Genomic DNA, 22,749 nt, shown 5'->3' with positions numbered 1-22,749 from the left:
TAGTTGAAAAAGGTGTTCCTTAGTGCATTAAGGTTCACTTTTTTTCTTTTTTAAACAGGTGCTTTCTCAGCAGTTCAAAAAGATATTCTTTATTGATGGGTTTGGAAATATAATCCGTAAAACCCGCTTTCATGATATCGTTTACTTCTTCCAGGGTTGAGTAGGCCGTCTGAGCAATAATTGGAATACCTTTATCGGTTTCCCGAATAACCAGCGTGGCATCATAACCACTCATCACCGGCATTTTGATATCCATAAGAATCAAATCGATTTTTTTATTGGTATTAGCCATAAGAATAGCTTCTTCCCCATTTTTCGCCCGAATGATTTTATAATGTTTCAATTTCATAATCTTCTCTAAGAGCAAAAAATTAATATTGTCGTCTTCCGCCACCAATATGGTTTCGTTTCCGTCACTATCGTCCAGTTCAACGGTTTCTTTAATTTTAACTTCTTTATTTTGGGACTCATCCGGTTTATACGGTATCGTAAACCTGAAGATAGATCCTTTTCCCAATTTTGATTTTACAAGCTCTATTTCGCCACCCAACATTTCCACATAAGCTTTAGAAATCGACAGTCCAAGTCCTAGCCCGCCTACTTTAATGGAATAATCACCTTCCACCCGTTTAAAGCGGTCGAAAATAATTCCGTGGTGTTTTTCATCGATTCCCAAACCGGTATCTTCGATTTTGAATTCTATACTTTTCGCCTCTTTATTGAGACAATACCCAAAACTTACAAAGCCGTCATCGGTGAACTTAATAGCGTTGGTAATCAGGTTTATAATAATTTGCTTGAGCTTAATCTCATCGGTAATGATGTTTTGCGTTAAAGGCAACGTGCATTCCGTCAATTTAAAATCTATGGATTTCTCAGCAGGTATGGTAATTTTAATCGACTTATAAAGTTCGTGAACACAATTTTCAAGGTTTACACTGCTGTAATTCGGGGCAATCAATTTGGAGTCAATCCTTGACATTTCGATAAGATCATCAATAATCGAGACCAGGTTCGCCCCGCTTTGACCGATCACTTCAATATACTCGTTGCGCTCCTCCTCGGTCAGATCCTTGTTTTTCAGCAAATCGGTAAACCCGACAATGGCATTCATCGGAGTCCTGATTTCATGGGACAGATTGGTAAGGAACGACGCCTTCAAACGGTTGCTTTCTTCGGCTTTTTCCTTAGCGATTTCCAATTGGACCTTTTGGGCGTTGTTTTCGAAAAAGAGGTTCCCAATATAGCCGAATTCCCCCGGTATTTTCCGGAGCAACGCAATTGATTTCTTGTTTCCGGTTTCAAGTGTTTTTGTAATCAGCTGCAAGGGCATATACAGCCATTTTCTATTGTAAAAAACCGTAATAACCAAATTGATTAAAAAAACGGCGATAATAATATTTAAAATGGTCTTTGTATTGGCAAAGCTAACGGTAAAAGGACGCATAAAACGGATTTGGGCAACCGTTTCGTTGTTCCAGTCCTTCAAATCTGTGGTTACCCATAAATTCCCGGAAGCTTCTTCGACCGGAGTATTTTTAATATCCAAAAGCACTTCTTCGGAACCGCTTATCTTCTGAAGGCTTTTCAAATAGGTATCATTAAGCAATCGTCCCATGATAAAATACCCTGAAGGCCTTGTTTTGGTTTTCAGCGGATCATGGGATGGGTGAATGGTCGCACCAAAAATTTCAACGATTCCGTCCGGGGTTTTCGTATAAAACTTAAGAAACTTCGATTTGTATAATTTTTTCAGAAATGCTTCGGAAACAATGTCTTTTGTTTTGAAACCACCATGATTCTCATTCCCTATCAGCTTATTATCCAGATTATAAACCCCTAAATATTCAACCCTGTACACTTCAATGGTGCTCCCGATGGATTGATGAAACCATTCCTGATTCTCATTTTTGGTAAACTTGACAAGTTCGTCCCAATACGAAATATCGGAAATGATTGAAATATGGGATTCGGAATTTAAAACCAAAAGGGAATTTACTTCCTTTTCAAACTGGGTTACGGAAGATTTTCGAACCTCTTTTTCCTCTTTTATGATATAATAATACAGGGAGAGGAACAGCAATACAAAAGAGACAGTTGATACAGTTATCAATAACAACGATTTGGAATAGGTCGATAACGTATTGACTTTAAGCATAATATCTTTTATTTAGCTTCAGCTTAAAGTTATAAAAAAATAAGTTTATTTTCTCACAATTCCGTTAAAAAACCTTTCTTACAATACCAACAAACCAAAATCCCTTAAAGTGACCAGTGGTTTGGAATACCAGAACAGTTCAAAATCGTCCAAACCGGCCTTTTCATAATCGGTTTTCACTTCATTGAAAGTGAATTTTTTATCGTTTTGAGCCGAAAGTTTATTCAGTATTTTTTCTAACCAGATTCCCTGTTCTTTATCCGTGGTAATTTCAAAAGATTCCCGCTTATCATGAAAAGAAAACCGGATCATTTCCCAACTGTTGCCTTTTTTGCTTTTGACGAAACTATCGGTATAGGGCTTTCCTCCTACCCAAACCACTTTTGCATTAGGCTTTATATTGAAATGATTTTCTTCCTGCAGACAATTGTAGATAAAATCAGGAGCTATTTTGGTTCTCGGAATTTTAAAATCGAACCAATCCTGGAGTTGATAGTCAAAACAAATCCCGTGCATATAATTGAACAGCGATTTTTTCAAACCATAACTGAATTTATCGTGATTGATACCGGTTTTGTCTTTAAACTGTATATCGTTATTGGCAAAAGTAATTTCGTTCATCTCCGGAATCACACCAAATTCTTCCGGGAACATTCCAACCGGACTGTGTGCCGTCATGGCAAACTGATGCCAGAACCCGGACTGCAAAACCCCCAATTCAAACATCTGACGCACCATTTCCAGACTGTCCACCGTTTCCTGAATAGTTTGAGTGGGATAACCGTACATTAAATACGCATGCACCATGATACCGGCTTCGGTGAAATTTCGGGTTACTTTGGCAACCTGTTCAACGGTAACCCCTTTTTTGATCAGTTCCAACAAACGGTCGGAAGCTACTTCCAAACCACCAGACACCGCAATACAACCGGAAGCTTTCAATAACACACACAAATCGGCGGTAAAACTTTTTTCAAATCTGATATTGGTCCACCAGGTTACGGTAAGATTGCGTCGTAAAATTTCCAAAGCCACTTCCCGCATTAAAGCCGGGGGTGCCGCTTCATCCACAAAATGGAAACCGTTGTGGCCCGTTTGTGCAATCAGCTCTTCCATTCGGTCCACCAAAGTTTTAGCAGCAATGGGTTCGTATATTTTGATGTAATCCAGTGAAATATCACAAAACGTACATTTCCCCCAATAACAACCGTGCGCCATCGTTAATTTGTTCCAACGACCGTCGCTCCACAAACTGTGCATCGGGTTGGCTATTTCGATAACGGAAATATAATTTTCCAATGGCAAATCGGTATAATCCGGTGTTCCCACTTCATTTTGTTTGTAATCATGACGCAGGGTATTGCTCCTGTACACCACCTGATCGTGTTCCACCAGAAAAGTTCTTTTAAACTCATGATGCTCCGGATGATTTACATGGGCATACAACAATTCCACGGGTAATTCACCATCGTCCAAGGTGATGTAATCGAAGAATTCAAATACCCGTTTATCTTTCAAATCGCGTAATTCTGTGTTCGGAAAACCGCCTCCCATAGAGACCTTAATCTCAGGAAAATGCTTTTTAATAAATTGTGCCGAACGAAATGCACTGTACAAATTGCCCGGAAAAGGAACCGAAAAACAAACCAGTTTCGGTTGAACTTCTTTTAATCGTTGCTCCAGGATTTTTAAAGTAATTGCATCGATAAAAGTTGTTTCCAATTGCAGATACGCATACAATTCATCGAAAGAATTCGCACTTCTACCCAAACGCTCGGCATATCGGCTGAACCCGAAATTTTCATCGATACATTCCACTATAAAATCGGACAGATCTTCTAAATATAGCGTAGCTAAATGCTTGGCTTTGTCCTGCAATCCCATCGAACCAAAGGCCCAATCCATATCGTCCAGTTGCGCAAAACGGGAAGCCTCGGGTAAAAACCCGTCCAGGCAGATTTGTCTTGCCAGTGTTGGATTCTTTCCCTGCAGAAAAGCTATAACCGAATCGATGGTCTTTACATAGTCGTTCTGCAAAGCATAAATTCGTTTGGCATTGTCCGATAAGTCTAAAGTACTTTTCTCAACCTGCTTAAAAATCTGCTGCAGTCCTTCTTTGGAAAACAACTCCAGTATCACTTCAATACCCAAATCCATCTGAAAGGAACTGATGTTTTTCGTATTCAGAAAGCCTTTCAAATAAGCGGTTGCCGGATACGGAGTATTCAGTTGCGTAAAAGGTGGCGTGATTAGGAGGATATTTTTCAACACTATATATTTAGAGTACAAAAGTAAATCGAAAAATTGAAATTCATAACGCAGTGTTAAACCGATTTTCCTTACCTTAATTTTTGTTATTTTAGCAGAAACAAAGAAACACTATGCCAACCGACTGTATCAGTTTTCAGAATTCCGGATATTTTTCAAAACTTATTGTAGATTATCTGAATCAGGAGCCACAGGTACAGCCGTTATACCATCGTTTTCCGAGTCTGGAGAATTTCAAACTTCAGCTTACCGAAAAAGCCAACAGTTTTTCTTCGGAAAGCCGTAAAATTCTGGTTTCTTCACTAATAGAGCAAAATCAGGCCGTCACTTTATCGGAAGCAACCCGTAACAACATCAGCCTTTTAAACGAGTCCAATACTTTCACCATTACAACCGGACATCAGTTGAATCTGTTTACAGGGCCTTTGTATTTTATTTACAAGATTGTCTCCACCATCAATTTAACCAGACAATTAAAAACAGCTTACCCTGATAATCATTTTGTACCGGTATACTGGATGGCTACTGAAGACCATGATTTTGAGGAAATCAATTATTTCTATTTCAAAAACAAGAAGATCCACTGGAACCGTGACAGTTTCGGTCCGGTTGGACGACTTTCCACTCAAGGCCTGGACGAAATTTTCGAGGTTTTCTCCAAAGAATTAGGTCAGGGTGATAATGCAGAATACCTGCGCGGGCTGTTTCAAAGAGCCTATTTGGAACATCAGAATTTAGCAGACGCCACCAGATATCTGGTGAACGAGCTCTTTAAAAAGGAAGGTTTAGTGATTCTGGATGGTGATGATGCCGAATTAAAACAATTGATGGTTCCTTATATAAAAGAGGAATTGACGGCTCAAACCTCATTCCGAAAAGTAACGGAGGCCATTCAGCAGATGAATGACTATACCATTCAGGTGAATCCAAGGGAAATCAACCTTTTTTATATTGAAGACCATTTAAGGGAACGTCTTGTTTTTGAAAATAACCAGTACCGCATCAACAACACCACAAGGGTTTTCAGTGAAAGTGAATTGTTTACTGAACTGGAAAATCATCCGGAAAAATTCAGTCCGAATGTTTTGCTGCGGCCTTTATACCAGGAAATCATCTTACCGAATTTATGTTATATCGGAGGTGGCGGTGAAATTGCTTATTGGCTACAACTGAAATCGACTTTTGATGCACATAAAGTAACCTTTCCAATGTTAATGCTCCGTAACTCCGTTTTACTGGCCTCTGAAAAACAGGCTAAGAAAATGGACGCGCTCGACCTGACCTGGGCAGATGTGTTCTCAAAACAACCGGAACTCTTAAACCGAAAAACTGCTGATTATTCAATGCACAAGCTTAATTTTACTGAGCAAAAAGCCTTTTTAATACAACAGTTTGAAAAATTAAACCAGATGGCAACCCAAACCGACCCGTCTTTCACAGGCGCGGTTAAAGCTCAGGAAGTTAAGCAAATCAAAGGGCTTGAAAATCTGGAAAAAAAATTACTTAAAGCGGAAAAGAAAATCCATCAGGAAAAACTGGAACGCGTAACAGAAATTCAGAACCAACTCTTTCCAAATCAATCACTTCAGGAACGAAAAAGTAACTTTTCAGAATATTTTTCGGATGCAGGGGCTACTTTAGTAGAAAAACTCTTAACATCACTCGACCCTTTTTCATCAGAATTTTACATTATTTACTTACAATAATGCATTTTCAGATGTAATTTTATGTATTTCATCGATATTTTCAAGCATTTCATCTAACATTTTTCATTAGAAAATAACTGAGAATCAAAAAAATGTTACTTTCGCAACATTAAATTAATAAAAAGTTAAATTTATTATATGAGAAAGAATTACGTTATGTTTGGATTGAGTGCTTTGGCACTTTTTTTATGCTCTTTTCTACAGTTATCCAGCGTAAAACCGGAAATGGTTATGGTGGAAGGCGGAACTTTTAAAATGACCCCTAAAGAAGCTGTAACTGAAGCTAAAAACAAAAAGAAAGTTACGTACGACGTAACACTTAGTTCATTCGAAATGAGCAAGTTCGAAGTAACCGTTGCCGACTGGAGAGCGTATGTTACCGAAAACAAATTGAACATGCCGGAAAAACCGACCTGGGGTTGGAACGATGAATACCCGATTACAAATATTACCTGGACCGATGCAATTAAATTTTGCAACTGGCTTAGTAAAAATAACGGCTTAAAAGTTGCTTATACCAAAGTTGGCGGAAAATATGTTTGTGACTTCAATGCTAACGGTTACCGTTTACCAACCGATGCAGAATGGGAATATGCTGCTAAAGGTGGAAAAAAATCCAAAAACTTCAAATTTGCCGGTAGTGATGATATCGAAATGATTGCGTGGTATGCTGAAAACAGCAGAAAATCTCCGCAAAAAATCGGTACAAAATTAGCTAACGAGCTTGGTCTTTATGACATGAGCGGAAATGCTTGGGAATGGTGCTACGATTACTACAGCCCTATCTTCCACAAAGTTGAAAAAAGACAAAACCCTACAGGACCGGACAGAGGTGAAAAAAGATGTATCAGAGGTGGTTCTTGGGACAGCAGCAAATTGGAATATTTAAAGCCTTCAAGCAATCAGTTGAACTGGAACCCGAACACTACCAATGACTTTTTCGGTTTCCGTGTGGTAAGAACCGTTGCAAAATAAATTTCTGTTAACACAATTGTTTTTCAATAAGAAAGCGGTACTTTTGCGCCAAAATTAAAAATACAAAAATGGCAACAAACAGAACATTTACAATGATTAAGCCAGATGCTGTTGAAAAAGGACACATCGGAGGAATTTTAAATATGATTACTGAAGCTGGTTTCAGAATCGTTTCCATGAAATTAACACAATTAACCGTAGCTGATGCTCAGAAATTTTATGCTGTACACAGTGAAAGACCTTTCTACGGTGAATTAGTTGAGTTCATGTCCAGAGGCCCAATCGTTTCTGCAATTTTAGAAAAAGACAATGCCGTGGAAGATTTCAGAACTTTAATCGGTGCTACTAACCCGGCTGAAGCTGCTGAAGGAACTATCCGTAAAAAATATGCTACTTCTATCGGTGAGAACGCGGTTCACGGTTCTGACAGTGATGAAAATGCAGCTATCGAAGGTGCTTTCCATTTCGCAGGAAGAGAGCAGTTCTAATACAAAGTAAGTTATTTGTAATTCCGTTACAAATCCACATAAAAAAATCCCGGTTCAAACGAATCGGGATTTTTTATTTTATACAGCATTCGTAAAGCAAAACTACTTCACCCAGAACCCTGAAGTACTATTTAAAACCGTTATCAGCATTTTATTTGTCTCCATGATAGGAAATTACCTCGAACTCAAATAAAGCGCTCAAACAGAAAATAAACACCCAACACCCTGTCGCGCTTTCATAACAAAAAACCCGATTCAAACGAATCGGGTTTTTTCTATTTAAACTAAACTCATTCTCCTAAGCTAACAGGAGTAAAAATAGGATCGGAAAAAGTATTCCGGCCAAAGCAAGTTTCCAGCCTCTTTGTCTGAAGGTGTTCTTGCCCGCTTTTATCATCATGGCACCTGTGATGGCTATGGTAATTAAAGACAATCCGAAAATATCAGAATAATAAATCCACCAATTGGAGGTATTTTTGTGCAGCTTCATCATCTGACTGATTACAGGTGTTTTCTTGAAAGCCACAATCTCTCCTTTTCCGGTTTTGATATCGATTTCCACATCGGTATTCTCATAAGAAAGCTTCAATTCCCCTTTCTTTACATTGTGTCGGCGGAATTTGTCCTCGATACCCAATTCCTTCCCCAGCTTCTCAGCAAATTTTTCAGTAATGGCCTCTTCATCTGAAGGAAGTTGTACGGTTACGGCTTTTGTCTCAATCGTATACTTTTCGGCATGCCAGCTATCGCGATGGTTCATCAGTATACCGGAAAAAGCAAAGGAAATGATTAACCCAATGTAGAAATAACCAAAATCACGGTGGATGTTTCTGATCGTCTTGTCTCTTTTTTTCATTTTCTTAGAATTTATACTTTAAAGTAGCCATGTACTGACGAGGCGCTATCGGATTCACACTGTAATTTTCGTGTACCGAATAGTTCAACTCGTTGGTAATGTTTGACAGTTTGCAAAGTAAAGAAAATTGTCTCCATTCGTAACCTACAGAAGCATCAATTGTAACATATCCGTCAACAGGGATTTCACGGTCACGGAATTCCACCTGATTGGTTGTGGTATTAAAAATGTAATCGTTGTTCCAACCTCCGATTCTGTCTCCAATATAATTAGCGATACTTCCGAAAGAAAGCCCTTTAAGAAACCCGTTTGGAACGGTATAGAAGAAACTTGCGTTTGCCGTATGCTGAGGCGTTCTGGCCACTCGGTCACCTTTCACAAAGCTACCTGGTATCCCTTCTCCTAAAACTCTTGTAAAACGCATGTCGTTGTAACTGTAACCCACTAAAATATTCAGCCCTTCAATAGGTTTTGCATTGATATCTACTTCGACACCTTTACTGGTTGTCTCTCCTGAAAGCATTTTCTTGTTGGTATCGATAGTGTTCGGTGTTCCATCTGCTAAAAACGGAGCCATTTGGGCAAAATTGTTGTTTACAATCTGATAAACCGTAACATTTGCGCTCAACATCCCGCTCCAGAAATCTTTCTTAACACCAGCTTCGTACTGGTCGATAATAGAAGCCTCCAAAGTCTTACCGTAAATATCTGTACCGGTATTAGGTGTGAAGGAATTCGCATAACTGGCAAACAATGTAAGTGTCTTTGTTGGTTGGTAAACTAAACCTCCTTTTGGAGAAAAAGCCCTGTCCAGTCGCTTCTGGTCCTTTACCGGATCCGGATCATTTGCTGCATCGTGGATAACACTGAAAACACCTCCCACAGTTTGAGTTCTTTCTTCATAATTTGTCGCTTCGGATTCCTGCCATGACCAACGAAGTCCTGCTAACACTTTAAGTTTATCGGTAACCGAAATTAAATCCTGGGCATAAACCCCGAAACGTGTGGCTTCGGTCCTTACGATTTTTGAATTTCTTCCAACACGGGTTCCGTTATCGTTTTCATAAGAAGACGGATTGTAAACATTTGGAGTCGTTGTATCGTAATTCACAGGTCTGAAAGCATACGTATACGCCTGTGCAAAGGAGAAATCAGTATCCATCCCCGTAGACAATTGATGTTTGATGCTTCCGGTATTGAAAACTCCTTGGAAATTAAATTGTTGCCCGGCAATCAGTTCAGTATTGTAATTCTTTCCTAAAGGACGGTTAAAGTTCCCGTTGGCTGCCACAACGATACGCTCTGTTCCTTCCGATTTTCGACTGTAATCCTGCACAGAACTATTGGCACTAAACTTCCAATTATCATTGATTTTATAAGCTACCTGAGCTGAAACTGAGGCTTGTGTGGTTACACCATTAGACCATCTTGCTCCTAAATAGGTATTTCTTGGGATATCCACCAACTCTTTTCCGATAACCCCGGTACCGAAGTCCGGAGTCCAATAATCTTTCAAATAATCCCCTTGTAATAAGATTGATGTTTTCTTATTCATTTTGAAAAGGAAAGACGGGTTAACATAAAAACGCTCTCTGGTTACCACATCTCTGAAACTTTCAGCATTTTCATAAGATCCTACGAAACGGTAGGCAATGGTTTTGCTCAATGGTCCGTAAAAATCAACGATGGGCTTGTAGTACGCATAGCTTCCGTTTTGGAACGATACGCTTCCACCTTTTGTAAATGTCGGGGTTTTGGTTACCATGTTGATGATACCACCCGGAGAAACATTTCCGAACAATAAAGCCGAACTTCCTTTTAAAGCCTCTACCTGCTCCAATGAAGCAACTTCCGGCATGGAACCTCCGTTGTATCGGAAACCGTTTTTAAACATGTTATTCGCAGTCATATCATAGCCTCTTGACCAGAAAGATTCCTGAGCACCACCACGGGCAGAACCTACATAAACTCCGTTAACATTTTTGATAACATCACTTAAACGGATGGTTTGCTGTTGCTCCAATACTTTATTGTCGATGATTTGAACACTTTGTGGTAAATCCATGACTTTGATACCGCTTTTTCCATTGGCCATCGTTTTCTTAATGACACTTCCTGAAACAACTACTTCTGAAAGCTCGTTGGCACTTTCTTCCAATACTACAGCAACGGTTATGGTAGTATTTTCATCTTTTATATTCACGTGGGAACTTGCGGTTACAAATCCTACGTGGGAAACAACTAAATTATATTTTCCGGGTTTTACATTCGTGATAACGAATTCTCCCTGCGCATTGGTTAACACTTGAAAAGAAGCGTTTTTTGCAGTAACACTTGCTCTTTCGATTGGGGTTTTACTCGATGAAGTAACTTTTCCTTTAATACTTGCTGTAGTCTGAGCATTTAGTTGCGCTGCAAACAATAAAACTGCAAATACCACTTTGGTTAGGCTTTTCATTTTGGTTAGGCTTATTTAGATTAATTTTAATTTGGTGCAAAACTAATCCAGCCGAGTCAAAAAAACAAGTTTATTTAGAACAAATAAAAATAAAAAAGTGAGTATTTTATTAACTATCTAAGAATCAAATCTTTAATAATTTCTTTGTTTAATTCATCGTTAAGCATCTTGATAATTTTGTCTTTACCGTAACTCAACTCTTCTCGTAAAACCGCTGAAGATAAGGCTACATAAAGCGTCGTTCCTTTAAGCAAAACTTCCGTAGTATAATTATTTACGCCATTACCCATAAGATTTTTCCAGGCCTCGGCGACATTAATCTTATCCATGCCCGTCTGGAGTTTATTTTGCTCAATAAACTGTTTCAACACATCCCCAATCGGGCTTTCTTCATTGTTACGCTTTGCCATTATTTCACAGAAAAAGGTTTGGCTCTTTTATAGGTATATTCAATATCCTGATCGTTTTTAACCACCAAATGATCGTCGGATAATTCCAGTAATTCTTCCTTCCATTTCGCATAAGAAGTGGAATAATTCATGACAAAATTCCCATCCTTGTTCTCAATTGTAATGGTTTCGGAAATATCATTCATTAGATAGCGGCCGTCAAGTTGCGGCATTACTTTTTTTCTTAAACCTTTATTACCTTTTATTTCAAAATAATCGATTGTGGTATTTACACTGTATTCTTTTTTGGAACCGTCCGGCATTTTAGCTTTTTCAATTTCCCAATACCCATTGATTTTGGACAATTCAGCCTCTTTAATTTCCTGACGACAGCCTACAAACAATAAGCCTAACAGCATGGTAAATACAATTTTTCTCATATCGGTTCTACTTCTGAATGATTTCTACAAATGTAGGTTGAAAATAATTCGATAAAAAGAAACACATTAAACTATTTCATAATTTTAGTGTCTTACCAGAAACCGACTACGATGAAAAAAATATTTATTTTACTGTTTTTAGGATTTCTATACGCCGGATGCAGCCAGGAAAGCTCTTCCGAAGAAACCACCCCTACAGACGCTATGTATTTTCCACCCCTAAGCGGAAATACCTGGGAAACCAAAAGCATAGCTGATTTAGGATGGAATGCCGCTGCGTCACAACCTTTACTGGATTATTTAGTCTTAAAAAACAGCAAAAGCTTTATCATTTTGGTTAACGGGCGGATAGTCATGGAAAATTACTTTAACGGACATTCGGCTACTTCAAACTGGTATTGGGCCAGTGCCGGAAAAACGCTTACCGCCACAACCACAGGAATCGCGGAACAGGAAGGCTTTATCAACAGCAACAACAAAGTATCCGATTATTTAGGAAACGGATGGACAAGTGCCGCTTTGGATAAAGAAAACCTCATTACCTGCCGCCATTTACTGACCATGACTTCGGGTTTAAATGATGCGCTGGGCGACAATGTAAGCCCTTCAAACCTGCAATACACCGCTGATGCCGGAACACGATGGGCTTACCACAATGTTTATGTAAAACTTCAGGATGTAGTGGCCAATGCGACCGGCCAGAGCTGGAGCAGTTATTTCAACGTTAAACTTCGGGATAAAATCGGGATGAATGGCTCGTGGATTCCCAACGGTGATTTAAGCGTCTATTGGAGCAATACTAGGAGTATGGCGCGTTTTGGCCTATTGGCGCTGAATCAAGGAAAATGGAACGAAAACCAAATAGTAAACACACCGTTTTTCAATAACGCTACCGCAACTTCCCAAAGCATCAATCTTGCTTACGGATATTTATGGTGGCTCAATGGAAAAACAAGTTATCATTTACCGCAAACACAATTGCAGTTTTCAGGCAGTTTAATTCCATCGGCACCGAATGACATGTACTGTGCTTTAGGGAAAAACGACCAAAAGATCTATGTGGTTCCTAGTATGAAAATGGTTATTGTCCGGATGGGCGATGCGGCGGACGGAAGCAATATGGCACTTTCCGATTTTGACGAAGTGCTCTGGCAAAAAATAAAGGCGCTATACGAATAGCGCCTTTATTTTATTTTCTGTTGAAAAATTTAATCAGTCCGTAAAGGATACAACCAAAGGCCAGCAATCGCATGCCTAAGAAAAGCGTTGGCAACTTCCTTTCAAGAAAGACAGAAAGGACAATCAACAAACCTCCTATCACTAAAAAAGCCAGTGGCGATTTTGATTTAAAAAACTGAAGTATCTTTTCCATAACTATTATTTGAAGAATGAATCCACAAACTCGTACTTGTTGAACACCTGTAAATCTTCAATTCCTTCACCAACTCCGATATATTTCACAGGAATCTGGAACTGATCGGAAATCCCGATTACCACACCGCCTTTTGCCGTACCATCTAATTTGGTAACCGCTAAACAGGAAACTTCTGTCGCAGCGGTAAATTGCTTGGCTTGTTCAAAAGCATTTTGACCGGTGGAACCGTCCAACACCAACAAAACGTCGTGAGGTGCATCCCCCACCACTTTTTGCATGACACGTTTTACTTTGGTCAATTCGTTCATTAAACCTACTTTATTGTGCAAACGCCCTGCGGTATCAATGATAACCACATCGGCGTTTTGTGCTACTGCAGATTGCAAAGTATCAAACGCCACGGAAGCCGGGTCACTTCCCATTTGCTGACGAACAATCGGCACCTGAACACGGTCGGCCCAAATCTGTAACTGATCGATCGCTGCGGCACGGAAGGTATCGGCTGCACCCAAAACCACAGTAAGACCGGCTTTTTTAAACTGGTGTGCCAATTTACCAATCGTAGTAGTCTTTCCAACACCGTTTACCCCTACCACCATAATCACGTAAGGTTTTTTGTTGGCCGGAATTTCAAATTCAGTAGCCTCACCGGAATTGGTCTCCGATAAAAGCCCGGCAATTTCTTCACGAAGGATTGCATTCAGTTCCTCGGTTCCCAAATATTTGTCCCGGGAAACACGCGCTTCGATACGCTCAATGATTTTTAAGGTCGTATTAACTCCAACATCGGAAGATACTAAAACTTCTTCCAGATTGTCCAATACATCGTCGTCTACCTTGGATTTTCCGGCAACCGCCTTGGTTAGTTTGGATAAAAACGAAGTGCTTGATTTCTCAAGACCTTTATCTAACGTTTCCTTCTTTTCAGAAGAGAATATTTTTTTAAAGAAATTCATTCTTCAATTATAAGTTATAAGTTATGAATTATAAGTGTAAAAGAATCCAAAAAGTTTTTATTAGCCCTGATGGGAGCGGTATCCTCGCAACGCAGTGGAGAGATAAAGCGCACAGCAGGAACTGCATGTAAAAAACGCCCAAACGTTTGGCTTCAAATCCCAGCAAAGATAAAAATAAAAAAGCTACTTCCATACGAAAGTAGCTTTTCTATAAATTGTATAATGGAATTATTTCTTGCTTAAGAAAGCATCCACTTCTTCAGGAGACATTACTGACTCAACAAAAGTATAAGCACCAGTTTTAGGTGATTTTACCATCTTGATAGCCTTAGTTAATCTTTTTGAAGCTGTCTGTAAAGTTGCTACGGTTTTCTTTGCCATGACTTACTATTATTTAATTTCTTTATGAACAGTTACTCTCTTCAAAATTGGATTGAACTTTTTAATCTCTAATCTGTCTGGAGTATTTTTTTTATTTTTCGTAGTAATGTAACGAGAAGTTCCTGGAACACCAGAAGTCTTGTGCTCTGTACACTCTAAAATAACCTGGATTCTATTACCTTTCTTTGCCATCTTTGATATATATTATTAGGTTACGAATTATTTTACTAATCCGTTAGCTTTAGCTTCTTTCAAAACTGCAGCAATACCGTTTTTGTTAATAGTTTTCAATGCAGATGTAGAAATTCTTAAAGTTACCCATCTGTCTTCTTCAGGAATGTAGAAACGTTTCTTAACTAAGTTTACACTAAATTTTCTTTTAGTTTTGTTCATAGCGTGAGACACATTGTTTCCAACCATTGCTCTCTTACCTGTAAGTTCACAAACTCTTGACATTATACTTATCTTTATATTCGTTATTCAAAATCAGGGTGCAAAGTAACAAAAAAGAAACCTAATACACAAACTATTCTGATTAGTTTTTTAAAATTTCTTTGTAAATTTTTTCCAACGCCTTTGTTACCGCCCTGTCAATGACTTTTTCGCGAGGCTGTCCAAAATTAAATTCTTCCGAATAAACCCCGTTTGGTGTCGCCATTGCAATCACCACCGTTCCTACTTCTGCATCCGCCTCGCCTTTGCTCGGGCCTGCATTTCCGGTAGTTGCTAACGCGTAATCCGACTGCATTAACTTTTGAGCTCCCAAAGCCATGGCTTCAGCAACTTCCACACTTACCACCGTGTGTTTATTAATCAGCTCCTGAGAAACACCCAAAATATTGACCTTTGTTTCAGTCGCATAGCTTACCACGCTTCCTCTAAAATAATTGGACGAACCGGAAACCGACGTTAAAGTAGCAGCGATTTTTCCTCCCGTACAACTTTCTGCGGTGGACAAAGTTAAGGCTTTTTCTTTAAGCAACTTCCCTAAAACCACTTCTATGGTTTCACCATCATCAAAACCGACAATAGCTTCCCCTATAATTTCATGAAGCTTTTCAACTTGCTTATCCAATTCCAGATAAAGCAATCCTTCATCTGTGCCACGTGCGGATAATCGCAACCTCACTTGTCCCGGACTCGGCAGATAGGCCAGCTTAATAAAATCCGGCAGCGCATCTTCCCAGCTTTCGATTTGCTCCGCCAGAAGACTTTCTCCTATTCCGTATGTACGTATGGTTTTATGAACGATGTATGGCCTGTTGAATTTTGAAACCAGTCTTGGGATCACCTCGTTTTCTATCAGGTATTTCATTTCAAACGGAACACCCGGAAGCGAAATAAAAACCGTATTTTCTTTCTCCATCCACATCCCCGGAGCCGTTCCTACTTTATTGAACAACACTTGGCTTTTTGATGGCACCAATGCCTGATCTTTATTGATTTGTGTAATCGGTCGCTTAAAAAAACCTTCAATAAGTTCCGTTACATGCGCCAGGACAACCGGATCAGTAACTAACTCATCGTTAAGGTATTCACATAAGGTTTTCTTGGTAATATCATCTTTGGTCGGTCCTAAACCGCCGGTAATAACCACAACATCGGAATCATTTTGAAGCGAAGACAGCGTTTCCAGTATATGCGCTCTGTCGTCACTGACAGAAAGCATTTCATGAACACCAATTCCGATTTTATCTAAAGATTTGGCTATAAAAGCCGAATTAGTATCGACGATTTGCCCGATCAGGATTTCGTCGCCAATAGTAACAATGGTTGCTTTCATTTTCTTTTGGAATAGAACCCAAAGATAAGGTGCTTACCTCGCAAAAGCAAAGAAAAAGCTACGTCAGAGAGAAGAAATAAACTTAGGGCTTTATAAACTTATCGACAATCTGCAATACAATCATAAGGACTGAAAACAAGGCCACCAAACACAAATAACGGTTTAAGATCTTATTTTCTTCGGAAGTTTCAGCAAAAACAATACTGTCGGAATCAGAAACCGAATCAACAATTGCACTGCTTTTCTTAAGGATAGAATAGGTAACAAAATCATCCAACAATCTTTTATTGGAATCTATATAGAATTTTACTCCTCTTTGAGTCAATTCCGCTTCGAAGGTTTCGGCATTCTCACGCGGTACATTTACTTTAAAATGATTGCCGAATTTTACTTTAATGGTATTAGGCATTGTATCTGAAAGTTATAGATTGTAATCTTTTTTCACTTCTTTCAGGGCGTTTTCAATGTGTTCTTTTAAGCTTTTAAAAACTTCTTTAATCTCTTTTCTTTTGCCTTCGGATTTTGTCCATTCCATAACCTGAAGGTTTTCTTCATAGGCTAAATCCATTCCCAACAAATCCAGGGTAGGTTTGATTTTATGGGAAGAGGCATATGTTTTTGCATAATCTTTTTCTTCGATCCCCTCCTTAATTGACTTCAATTCATGAGGCACTTCTTCAACAAAAAGATTAATAATCTGCTGTGCAAAATCGGTATCGTTATCCGAAATTTCATAGACTTTTGATAAGTTATAATATATCGCCATTACTTTACCTGTATTCTAAAAAGTTGTTGTCCTTCAATAAAACCTTCCAAAACGTCATTTGGTTGCACTTTCGCAACACCGGCAGGTGTTCCTGTAAAAATAATATCGCCTGTTCTTAAGGTGAAAAACTGTGAAACATAAGCAATAATCTCATCAATTTTCCACAACATCTGGCTAGTATTTCCACGTTGAACTACTGTTCCGTTGTTGGTTAATTCAAAGTTAATATTTTCAAGTGAACTGAAATTTTTTTTCGATGAAAAGTCACTTATTATCGCTGAACCGTCAAAAGCCTTTGCTTTTTCCCACGGCAACCCCTTACTTTTCAATTCGGCCTGTAAGTCTCGTGCGGTAAAATCGATCCCAAGACCTATTTCATCATAATATTTATGTGCAAACTTTTCGTCGATATATTTTCCTACTTTATTGATTTTCACTAGAATCTCCACCTCATGATGCACATCTTTGGTAAATTCCGGGATCACAAACGGAAACTGTTTCGGTAAAATAGCCGTGTCCGGTTTCATGAAAATAACAGGTTCGGACGGGCGTTCGTTATTCAGTTCTGAAATATGGTCGGCGTAATTGCGGCCGATGCAGATGATTTTCATAGTATTCAGTCTCAGTTTTCAGTCTCAGTTTTCAGCCTGCCAACTGTAACGGCGACTGAAAACTTTATTATTACTGTTTTGTATTCAGTTTTCTTAGTTTAATAGCAGTCAGCACCTTTTTGGTATACAACGGAAAATCAGCGTTTTGGATCCAGCCGAAATAACCCGGTTCTTTTTCCAGCACCTCATCCACTAAAGCACCTTTGTGTTTTCCGAAGGTAAAAATCTCCTGCCCTTCAGCATTCAAAGCAATGAATCCTGCAAAATCCACGGATTTTTTTCTGGTGGTGAATTCCGAAAGTGATTTCATATCGTTCTCCAATTCCGGATAACGTTCTAATTGTGCTTTTAGTATTTCATAGGTAGCCATGGTATCGGCTTCGGCACTGTGCGCGTTCTCAAGCGATTGTCCGCAGTAAAATTTATAGGCCGCACTTAAGGTACGCTCTTCTTTTTTGTGGAAAATAGTCTGCACGTCTACCGAAACGCGGTTTTTCATATCAAAATCCACTTCGGCACGTAACAACTCTTCAGCCAAAAGCGGAATGTCGAAACGATCGGAATTAAAGCCTGCCAGATCCGAATCTTTTATCATGTTATGTACCTGAGTCGCCAATTCTTTAAAAGTAGGCTCATTGGCTACCTTTTCATTGGTAATTCCGTGAACCGCAGTCGCGTGCGCAGGAATCGGAATAGTTGGATTTACCAGCCAGGTTTTACTTTCTTTATTGCCGTTGGGGTATACTTTTACTATTGCGATTTCCACGATCCGGTCTTTCCCGACATCGATTCCGGTAGTTTCCAAATCAAAGAAACAAATAGGCCTGTTGAGTTTTAATTCCATGCTGTTGATTGTATTCCGCACAAAGATAATCGATATGCGGCTTATTTTTTAAACTTATTATAAATGATGATTTCCGCCAGCAGCAAATTGAACGTCCAGCCAAGCCAGGCGACAATTCTGTAGGTATCCATCGGGGGCGGATGAAACAAAAAAACAATCCCATACTTAAACAGCCTCAGGGAAACTGCCGAAAGTGTTAGGGCAAAACTTCGGATGGCATACTTTCGATGTTCGGCAATTTGTCCTTTTACTGCACTGGTCCAGGATTTTGCCGTAAAATAAATCCAGAGCACACTCAGTAATAAAAAAGGCACTTTTGCAATCCAGCCACCATTGGCATGATAGGACATCACAAGCCCTGAAGGACCGGACAAAAACAGAATGATAAAAACATACGCCCTGCCAGACAAACGATGCCAATAGTACTGCCTTACCCCCTGTTTTACAAAAAACTGTATTCCTCCGAAAACCATCAAAAATATACTGGTGTACACATGCGTAAAAAAAGCTATTTTGTAATATCCTTTTGAAATTTCTTCCTGCTTGATCCTTAAAAACGCCACATCAAAATCCATTGGAAAATATTGCAACGTAATAAGCAACAGCAAAAAGGAAAAATAACCGTATCCTAAAAGCAGTGTATATTTTAAAAGGCCTGCATTCATTTAGCGCCCGAAAACATCGTAATATTCCACCGCATTCTGCTCGTAGCGCAACAGCAATTCCACGTTCTTTTTCTCCACTTCGGTCAGTTCGTTTTTCACGTCCCCGAAAACGGGCATATACCAATCAAAATTTTCGAAATACATGCGCAGCTGTTTATCGCGGAAAGCAAATCCGTGTCGTGCAAAAATCGAATTTCGTAGGATAAAAATGTCTGCTTTGGTCAAATTCGCCACAAAATCTTTTTGCAGTAAATCTTTAGAAGCATTTTTCTCGAATATCCTTCCTGTAGTCATAAAATATTCATCATCCTCATAGACTTCCTCTTCCCCATCTATCGTATCCCGCATCACAAGATGTTTTGTTTTGTCCGTGTCTATAAATTCTAATAGCAGTTCAATATTGGGATCGTACTTGAAAAGTTTCTTTTTCAATTCAAGTTTTTTCTTTCCGAACTTCACCGCATCAGCTTGTTTAACATTCCATTTTCCACTTACTACAGAATCTTTTTTCTCAATCCGCAACTGAAACACGCCATCTGTCCTGTCGTTGTTGTTTTCGGTTAACTTAATAAAGAAATCGGTTTTGGTTTCCAGCAAAGTCCCCTCAAAGGAACTGATCGTCCCTGAAACTACCGAATGCCCTTTAATAGAACCTCCCTTGATTTCATCAATGGAAAGTGTAATCCTCTTTCTCGATTCATCAAGCACTTTAGATTCATTCAGATTAATCGAATCGGTTTCATCCTCAGTCAAATCCGGTCTGAAATCACCCACCCAATAACCTAACAAATCCTCCTTTACGTTAACCGTCAGACTTTTGCTGACCTGCGGAACCACAAAATCAATCTTATCAGGTTTGGCTATTACCAGTTTCTTTTCATTTTTGATGGCGTCTTTACATCCCATCAAAACCAGAAAAAGAAAAAACACGGATGCTCTCATCGTTTCTAAAATTTGCTATCCAAATATAAAAAACCCGATTGAAGAATTCCAACCGGGTTGTATAACTTATAAACAATCTAATGCTTAAATATCTCTGTTGATGTCCCAAGCCTCAAGGTAATCCGCAACGCGTTTTACGAAGCTTCCTCCTAAGGCACCGTCTACAACTCTATGGTCGTAAGAGTGTGACAAGAACATTTTCTGACGGATTCCGATGAAATCTCCTTCCGGCGTTTCGATAACCGCAGGCACTTTACGTATAGCCCCTAAAGCTAAGATTCCCACTTGCGGCTGGTTGATGATCGGTGTTCCGAAAACAGACCCAAAAGTACCAACGTTCGTTACTGTATAAGTACCTCCTTGTGTATCGTCCGGTTTCAATTTACCCGCTTTTGCTCTGTTGCCTAAATCGTTAACCGCTTTTGCCATACCTACCAAGTTTAATTGGTCTGCATTTTTGATTACCGGCACGATTAGGTTTCCGTTTGGTAAAGCAGCTGCCATACCTAAATTGATGTTTTTACGTTTGATGATGTATTCACCGTCAACCGAAATATTCATTCCAGGGAAATCTTTCAAGGCTTTTGCAACGGCTTCCATGAAGATTGGCGTGAAGGTTAACTTCTCTCCTTCTCTCTTTTCGAAAGCGTTTTTCACTTTATCTCTCCATTTCACGATGTTGGTTACATCCACTTCAATGAACGACTGAACGTGCGCCGAAGTTTGCACTGAAGCAACCATGTATCCGGAAATCAGCTTACGCATTCTGTCCATTTCCACGATTTCGTCCCCACCGTTTACAGATACCGGAGCCGCTTTCGCTACTTCTGCAGCTGGAGCTGCAACTACCGGAGCCGCTGTCACAGGAGCTACCGCAACTGGCTGACTTCCTCTGTTTTTGATATAGTTTAAGATATCTTCTTTGTTTACTCTTCCGTCTTTTCCTGAACCTTGGATAGACTCTAATTCTGCAAGAGAAATTCCTTCCTCTTTAGCGATGTTTTTCACCAATGGTGAGAAAAATTTGTCTGAAGCTGAAAAATCCGCAGGAGCTGCAACTTCTTTTGCTGCTTCTACTGTTTTAGCCACTTCCGCAACCGGAGCTGCTACTGCTTCCGCAACCGGAGCTACTGCAGCACCACCTTCTGTTTCGATAATCGCGATGGTTTGTCCAACCTGAACCACATCATCCGTATTGAAAAGAATTTCCACAAGGGTACCGGCTACTTCAGAAGGCACTTCGCTGTCTACTTTATCGGTAGCGATTTCAAGTACTGCTTCGTCCATTTCAATTCGGTCTCCAACTTTTTTCAACCAATTGGTTACTGTTGCCTCTGCAACACTCTCTCCCATCTTGGGCAGTTTCAATTCAAACTTTGCCATATCTTTAAACTAAGGTTGTGTTTTTAAGTTTAGTTTGCAAAATTAATAATTATTTTGATTTATAATTTCACAAAATGTAATTTTTTACTCGATTTCAAGGATTTCACCTCTATCATTACTGCTGTTGCTTCCAATCATAAAAGAAGCGCTTTCAGGAATGATTTTAAAGGTAAATCCTTTGTTTTTATACTGTTCCAGAAAAGCGATTATTTCCTTAAATCTAACATTATTGTTGTCCAACAGGATTTCCAAATGCTTTTCAGGTGATTTTGCCTGCGAAAATAACAGATTTTCGTCAATATCAGCAATGCGAGTTATCTTTTTTTGCAGTTGGTTTTCCAATTTGTTTTGCAGTATTTCATCCGAAGAAATCAAAACATATTCAGCAACATCATAAACCACTTGCTTTTGTTGGTTTTTCTTCAGTAATGCAAAAGCAAAAGCACCAATTCGCATCAAAACATCAAAAATTACCGAACCGCAGAAATGCTTTTTATAGAAAAACTGCATCGCTTCACGAAAACGCTTCATATAGGTTCCGTCGCGCACCGTGCTTTCTCCTTTATAATGAATAACCGAAGCTTCATGGAAATAATAATTCGATTTCCCCGATTTCAAAACCAGATAACTCAGATCGATATCATCGGAATACATAAAACAGTTTTCATCAAAACCGCCTACTTCCATATACAACTTGCGTTTCATCACCATAAAAGCTCCTACAAGGATATCAACTTTACCAGTTTCATTTTCAGACAAATGCTGCGCATAATATTTATTGAAAAGAGAAGATTTTGGAAAAATTTTATACAACCCGAAGATTTTGGTAAACGCTACCCACGGCGTCGGCACACCGCGTTTGCATTCCGGGAGAAAGTTTCCGGTTCCGTCGATGAGTTTACAACCTATAATTCCTAAATCCGGTTGGGATTCGGCAAATTGGAGCACTTTTTGAAATGTATCTTCGGCAACAACCGTATCGGGGTTTAAAATGCAGATGTATTCGCCTTTAGCTGCAGCCACACCTATATTATTTCCTTTGGGAAATCCGAGATTGGCTTTGTTTTCGATAAGCTTCACGTTTGGAAAACGCTTTTTCATCATCGCGCAACTATCGTCTACGGAAAAATTATCCACTACAATGATTTCGCCGTCAATGTTTTCCAATGCCTTTTGGACACTCAAAACACATTGCTCCAGAAAGTAACGGACGTTATAATTAAGAATGATTACCGAGAGTTGCATAAAGCAAATATAATTTGAAAATTTTGATTGCGCTATAAATAAGCTACTTTTGCAAAAGTT

At 39.2% G+C, this 22,749-nt stretch carries 24 protein-coding genes; 4 read left to right on the top strand and 20 right to left on the bottom strand.

Annotation, left to right across the window (positions count from 1 at the left end):
- Positions 1-34: 34 nt before the first annotated feature.
- A complete protein-coding gene (locus ACWPKD_RS11670) occupies positions 35-2,158 on the bottom strand; it encodes an ATP-binding protein (RefSeq protein WP_455412853.1) in 2,124 nt (707 codons plus the stop codon).
- Positions 2,159-2,236: 78 nt separating this feature from the next.
- Positions 2,237-4,426 (bottom strand): B12-binding domain-containing radical SAM protein, encoded by a 2,190-nt coding sequence (locus ACWPKD_RS11665; RefSeq protein WP_455412852.1) that lies wholly within the window; start codon positions 4,424-4,426, stop codon positions 2,237-2,239.
- Between the two features lie 113 nt (positions 4,427-4,539).
- Here ACWPKD_RS11665 and bshC point away from each other — a divergent pair, with 113 nt between their 5' ends.
- The 3 genes from bshC (at position 4,540) to ACWPKD_RS11650 (ending at position 7,595) form a co-directional block, all read left to right on the top strand.
- Positions 4,540-6,132, top strand: a complete 1,593-nt coding sequence (gene bshC, locus ACWPKD_RS11660) for a bacillithiol biosynthesis cysteine-adding enzyme BshC (protein WP_455412851.1) — start codon at positions 4,540-4,542, stop codon at positions 6,130-6,132.
- Between the two features lie 138 nt (positions 6,133-6,270).
- Positions 6,271-7,107, top strand: a complete 837-nt coding sequence (locus tag ACWPKD_RS11655) for a formylglycine-generating enzyme family protein (RefSeq protein ID WP_455412850.1) — start codon at positions 6,271-6,273, stop codon at positions 7,105-7,107.
- 68 nt (positions 7,108-7,175) lie between these two features.
- Positions 7,176-7,595, top strand: a complete 420-nt coding sequence (locus ACWPKD_RS11650; protein ID WP_455412849.1) for a nucleoside-diphosphate kinase — start codon at positions 7,176-7,178, stop codon at positions 7,593-7,595.
- A 298-nt stretch (positions 7,596-7,893) separates the two neighbouring features.
- Here the strand turns inward: ACWPKD_RS11650 and ACWPKD_RS11645 are convergent, their stop codons facing one another.
- The 4 genes from ACWPKD_RS11645 to ACWPKD_RS11630 form a co-directional block, all read right to left on the bottom strand.
- On the bottom strand, positions 7,894-8,451 hold the full coding sequence (locus ACWPKD_RS11645) for a PepSY-associated TM helix domain-containing protein (protein ID WP_455412848.1): 558 nt from the start codon (positions 8,449-8,451) through the stop codon (positions 7,894-7,896).
- Between the two features lie 4 nt (positions 8,452-8,455).
- Positions 8,456-10,909: a TonB-dependent siderophore receptor gene (locus ACWPKD_RS11640; protein ID WP_455412847.1), complete on the bottom strand. Its 2,454-nt coding sequence runs from the start codon at positions 10,907-10,909 to the stop codon at positions 8,456-8,458.
- 113 nt (positions 10,910-11,022) lie between these two features.
- The gene (locus ACWPKD_RS11635) at positions 11,023-11,319 is read right to left on the bottom strand and encodes a DUF721 domain-containing protein (RefSeq protein ID WP_455412846.1); all 297 of its coding nucleotides are present in this window, start codon (positions 11,317-11,319) and stop codon (positions 11,023-11,025) included.
- Positions 11,319-11,738, bottom strand: a complete 420-nt coding sequence (locus tag ACWPKD_RS11630) for a lipocalin family protein (RefSeq protein ID WP_455412845.1) — start codon at positions 11,736-11,738, stop codon at positions 11,319-11,321. Before ACWPKD_RS11630 ends, ACWPKD_RS11635 begins: the two co-directional genes overlap by 1 nt.
- A 111-nt stretch (positions 11,739-11,849) precedes the next feature.
- Here ACWPKD_RS11630 and ACWPKD_RS11625 point away from each other — a divergent pair, with 111 nt between their 5' ends.
- Positions 11,850-12,917 (top strand): serine hydrolase domain-containing protein, encoded by a 1,068-nt coding sequence (locus ACWPKD_RS11625; protein WP_455412844.1) that lies wholly within the window; start codon positions 11,850-11,852, stop codon positions 12,915-12,917.
- Positions 12,918-12,927: 10 nt separating this feature from the next.
- On the opposite strand, the gene ACWPKD_RS11620 is transcribed toward ACWPKD_RS11625, so the two are convergent.
- The 14 genes from ACWPKD_RS11620 to ACWPKD_RS11555 all read right to left on the bottom strand — a co-directional run bounded on the left by ACWPKD_RS11620 (position 12,928) and on the right by ACWPKD_RS11555 (position 22,689).
- A complete protein-coding gene (locus tag ACWPKD_RS11620) occupies positions 12,928-13,110 on the bottom strand; it encodes a hypothetical protein (protein ID WP_455412843.1) in 183 nt (60 codons plus the stop codon).
- A 5-nt stretch (positions 13,111-13,115) separates the two neighbouring features.
- On the bottom strand, positions 13,116-14,069 hold the full coding sequence (gene ftsY / locus ACWPKD_RS11615; RefSeq protein ID WP_455412842.1) for a signal recognition particle-docking protein FtsY: 954 nt from the start codon (positions 14,067-14,069) through the stop codon (positions 13,116-13,118).
- A gap of 228 nt (positions 14,070-14,297) precedes the next feature.
- A complete protein-coding gene (locus tag ACWPKD_RS11610; protein ID WP_023570098.1) occupies positions 14,298-14,450 on the bottom strand; it encodes a DUF4295 domain-containing protein in 153 nt (50 codons plus the stop codon).
- Positions 14,451-14,459: 9 nt separating this feature from the next.
- Positions 14,460-14,642 carry a 50S ribosomal protein L33 gene (gene rpmG, locus ACWPKD_RS11605; RefSeq protein ID WP_008253902.1) on the bottom strand — a complete coding sequence of 61 codons (183 nt, stop codon included), beginning with the start codon at positions 14,640-14,642 and terminating at the stop codon, positions 14,460-14,462.
- A 27-nt stretch (positions 14,643-14,669) separates the two neighbouring features.
- The gene (gene rpmB, locus ACWPKD_RS11600; protein ID WP_026981159.1) at positions 14,670-14,906 is read right to left on the bottom strand and encodes a 50S ribosomal protein L28; all 237 of its coding nucleotides are present in this window, start codon (positions 14,904-14,906) and stop codon (positions 14,670-14,672) included.
- A 79-nt stretch (positions 14,907-14,985) separates the two neighbouring features.
- Positions 14,986-16,233 (bottom strand): competence/damage-inducible protein A, encoded by a 1,248-nt coding sequence (locus ACWPKD_RS11595; RefSeq protein ID WP_455412841.1) that lies wholly within the window; start codon positions 16,231-16,233, stop codon positions 14,986-14,988.
- Positions 16,234-16,315: 82 nt separating this feature from the next.
- Entirely contained in the window at positions 16,316-16,642 is a 327-nt protein-coding gene (locus ACWPKD_RS11590; protein ID WP_455412840.1) for a hypothetical protein, read from the bottom strand.
- A gap of 12 nt (positions 16,643-16,654) precedes the next feature.
- The gene (locus tag ACWPKD_RS11585) at positions 16,655-16,999 is read right to left on the bottom strand and encodes an Hpt domain-containing protein (RefSeq protein WP_455412839.1); all 345 of its coding nucleotides are present in this window, start codon (positions 16,997-16,999) and stop codon (positions 16,655-16,657) included.
- Positions 16,999-17,610, bottom strand: coding sequence for a fumarylacetoacetate hydrolase family protein (locus ACWPKD_RS11580; RefSeq protein WP_455412838.1), 612 nt, complete (start codon positions 17,608-17,610; stop codon positions 16,999-17,001). The genes ACWPKD_RS11585 and ACWPKD_RS11580 overlap by 1 nt, the downstream gene beginning before the upstream one ends.
- 70 nt (positions 17,611-17,680) lie before the next feature.
- Complete coding sequence (locus ACWPKD_RS11575) at positions 17,681-18,454, bottom strand: exonuclease domain-containing protein (RefSeq protein WP_455412837.1); 774 nt, start codon at positions 18,452-18,454, stop codon at positions 17,681-17,683.
- Positions 18,455-18,495: 41 nt separating this feature from the next.
- Positions 18,496-19,119, bottom strand: a complete 624-nt coding sequence (locus ACWPKD_RS11570; protein WP_455412836.1) for a DUF2306 domain-containing protein — start codon at positions 19,117-19,119, stop codon at positions 18,496-18,498.
- Positions 19,120-20,061, bottom strand: a complete 942-nt coding sequence (locus tag ACWPKD_RS11565) for a YARHG domain-containing protein (RefSeq protein WP_455412835.1) — start codon at positions 20,059-20,061, stop codon at positions 19,120-19,122.
- Between the two features lie 84 nt (positions 20,062-20,145).
- Complete coding sequence (locus ACWPKD_RS11560) at positions 20,146-21,444, bottom strand: dihydrolipoamide acetyltransferase family protein (protein ID WP_455412834.1); 1,299 nt, start codon at positions 21,442-21,444, stop codon at positions 20,146-20,148.
- Between the two features lie 84 nt (positions 21,445-21,528).
- The gene (locus ACWPKD_RS11555) at positions 21,529-22,689 is read right to left on the bottom strand and encodes a glycosyltransferase family 2 protein (protein ID WP_455412833.1); all 1,161 of its coding nucleotides are present in this window, start codon (positions 22,687-22,689) and stop codon (positions 21,529-21,531) included.
- Positions 22,690-22,749 lie beyond the last annotated feature (60 nt).

The organism is Flavobacterium pedocola (assembly GCF_053764385.1).
Note: the sequence above shows the minus strand (reverse complement) of the source record. Positions and strands in the feature narration are given on the sequence as shown.

Bases quoted from the DNA above. Each gene is read 5' to 3' on its own strand.
- ACWPKD_RS11670 (WP_455412853.1), bottom strand. From the start codon at position 2,158: ATGCTTAAAGTCAATACGTTATCGACCTATTCCAAATCGTTGTTATTG.
- bshC (WP_455412851.1), top strand. From the start codon at position 4,540: ATGCCAACCGACTGTATCAGTTTTCAGAATTCCGGATATTTTTCAAAA.
- ACWPKD_RS11655 (WP_455412850.1), top strand. From the start codon at position 6,271: ATGAGAAAGAATTACGTTATGTTTGGATTGAGTGCTTTGGCACTTTTT.
- ACWPKD_RS11650 (WP_455412849.1), top strand. From the start codon at position 7,176: ATGGCAACAAACAGAACATTTACAATGATTAAGCCAGATGCTGTTGAA.
- ACWPKD_RS11645 (WP_455412848.1), bottom strand. From the start codon at position 8,451: ATGAAAAAAAGAGACAAGACGATCAGAAACATCCACCGTGATTTTGGT.
- ACWPKD_RS11640 (WP_455412847.1), bottom strand. From the start codon at position 10,909: ATGAAAAGCCTAACCAAAGTGGTATTTGCAGTTTTATTGTTTGCAGCG.
- ACWPKD_RS11635 (WP_455412846.1), bottom strand. From the start codon at position 11,319: ATGGCAAAGCGTAACAATGAAGAAAGCCCGATTGGGGATGTGTTGAAA.
- ACWPKD_RS11630 (WP_455412845.1), bottom strand. From the start codon at position 11,738: ATGAGAAAAATTGTATTTACCATGCTGTTAGGCTTATTGTTTGTAGGC.
- ACWPKD_RS11625 (WP_455412844.1), top strand. From the start codon at position 11,850: ATGAAAAAAATATTTATTTTACTGTTTTTAGGATTTCTATACGCCGGA.
- ACWPKD_RS11620 (WP_455412843.1), bottom strand. From the start codon at position 13,110: ATGGAAAAGATACTTCAGTTTTTTAAATCAAAATCGCCACTGGCTTTT.
- ftsY (WP_455412842.1), bottom strand. From the start codon at position 14,069: ATGAATTTCTTTAAAAAAATATTCTCTTCTGAAAAGAAGGAAACGTTA.
- ACWPKD_RS11610 (WP_023570098.1), bottom strand. From the start codon at position 14,450: ATGGCAAAGAAAACCGTAGCAACTTTACAGACAGCTTCAAAAAGATTA.
- rpmG (WP_008253902.1), bottom strand. From the start codon at position 14,642: ATGGCAAAGAAAGGTAATAGAATCCAGGTTATTTTAGAGTGTACAGAG.
- rpmB (WP_026981159.1), bottom strand. From the start codon at position 14,906: ATGTCAAGAGTTTGTGAACTTACAGGTAAGAGAGCAATGGTTGGAAAC.
- ACWPKD_RS11595 (WP_455412841.1), bottom strand. From the start codon at position 16,233: ATGAAAGCAACCATTGTTACTATTGGCGACGAAATCCTGATCGGGCAA.
- ACWPKD_RS11590 (WP_455412840.1), bottom strand. From the start codon at position 16,642: ATGCCTAATACCATTAAAGTAAAATTCGGCAATCATTTTAAAGTAAAT.
- ACWPKD_RS11585 (WP_455412839.1), bottom strand. From the start codon at position 16,999: ATGGCGATATATTATAACTTATCAAAAGTCTATGAAATTTCGGATAAC.
- ACWPKD_RS11580 (WP_455412838.1), bottom strand. From the start codon at position 17,610: ATGAAAATCATCTGCATCGGCCGCAATTACGCCGACCATATTTCAGAA.
- ACWPKD_RS11575 (WP_455412837.1), bottom strand. From the start codon at position 18,454: ATGGAATTAAAACTCAACAGGCCTATTTGTTTCTTTGATTTGGAAACT.
- ACWPKD_RS11570 (WP_455412836.1), bottom strand. From the start codon at position 19,119: ATGAATGCAGGCCTTTTAAAATATACACTGCTTTTAGGATACGGTTAT.
- ACWPKD_RS11565 (WP_455412835.1), bottom strand. From the start codon at position 20,061: ATGAGAGCATCCGTGTTTTTTCTTTTTCTGGTTTTGATGGGATGTAAA.
- ACWPKD_RS11560 (WP_455412834.1), bottom strand. From the start codon at position 21,444: ATGGCAAAGTTTGAATTGAAACTGCCCAAGATGGGAGAGAGTGTTGCA.
- ACWPKD_RS11555 (WP_455412833.1), bottom strand. From the start codon at position 22,689: ATGCAACTCTCGGTAATCATTCTTAATTATAACGTCCGTTACTTTCTG.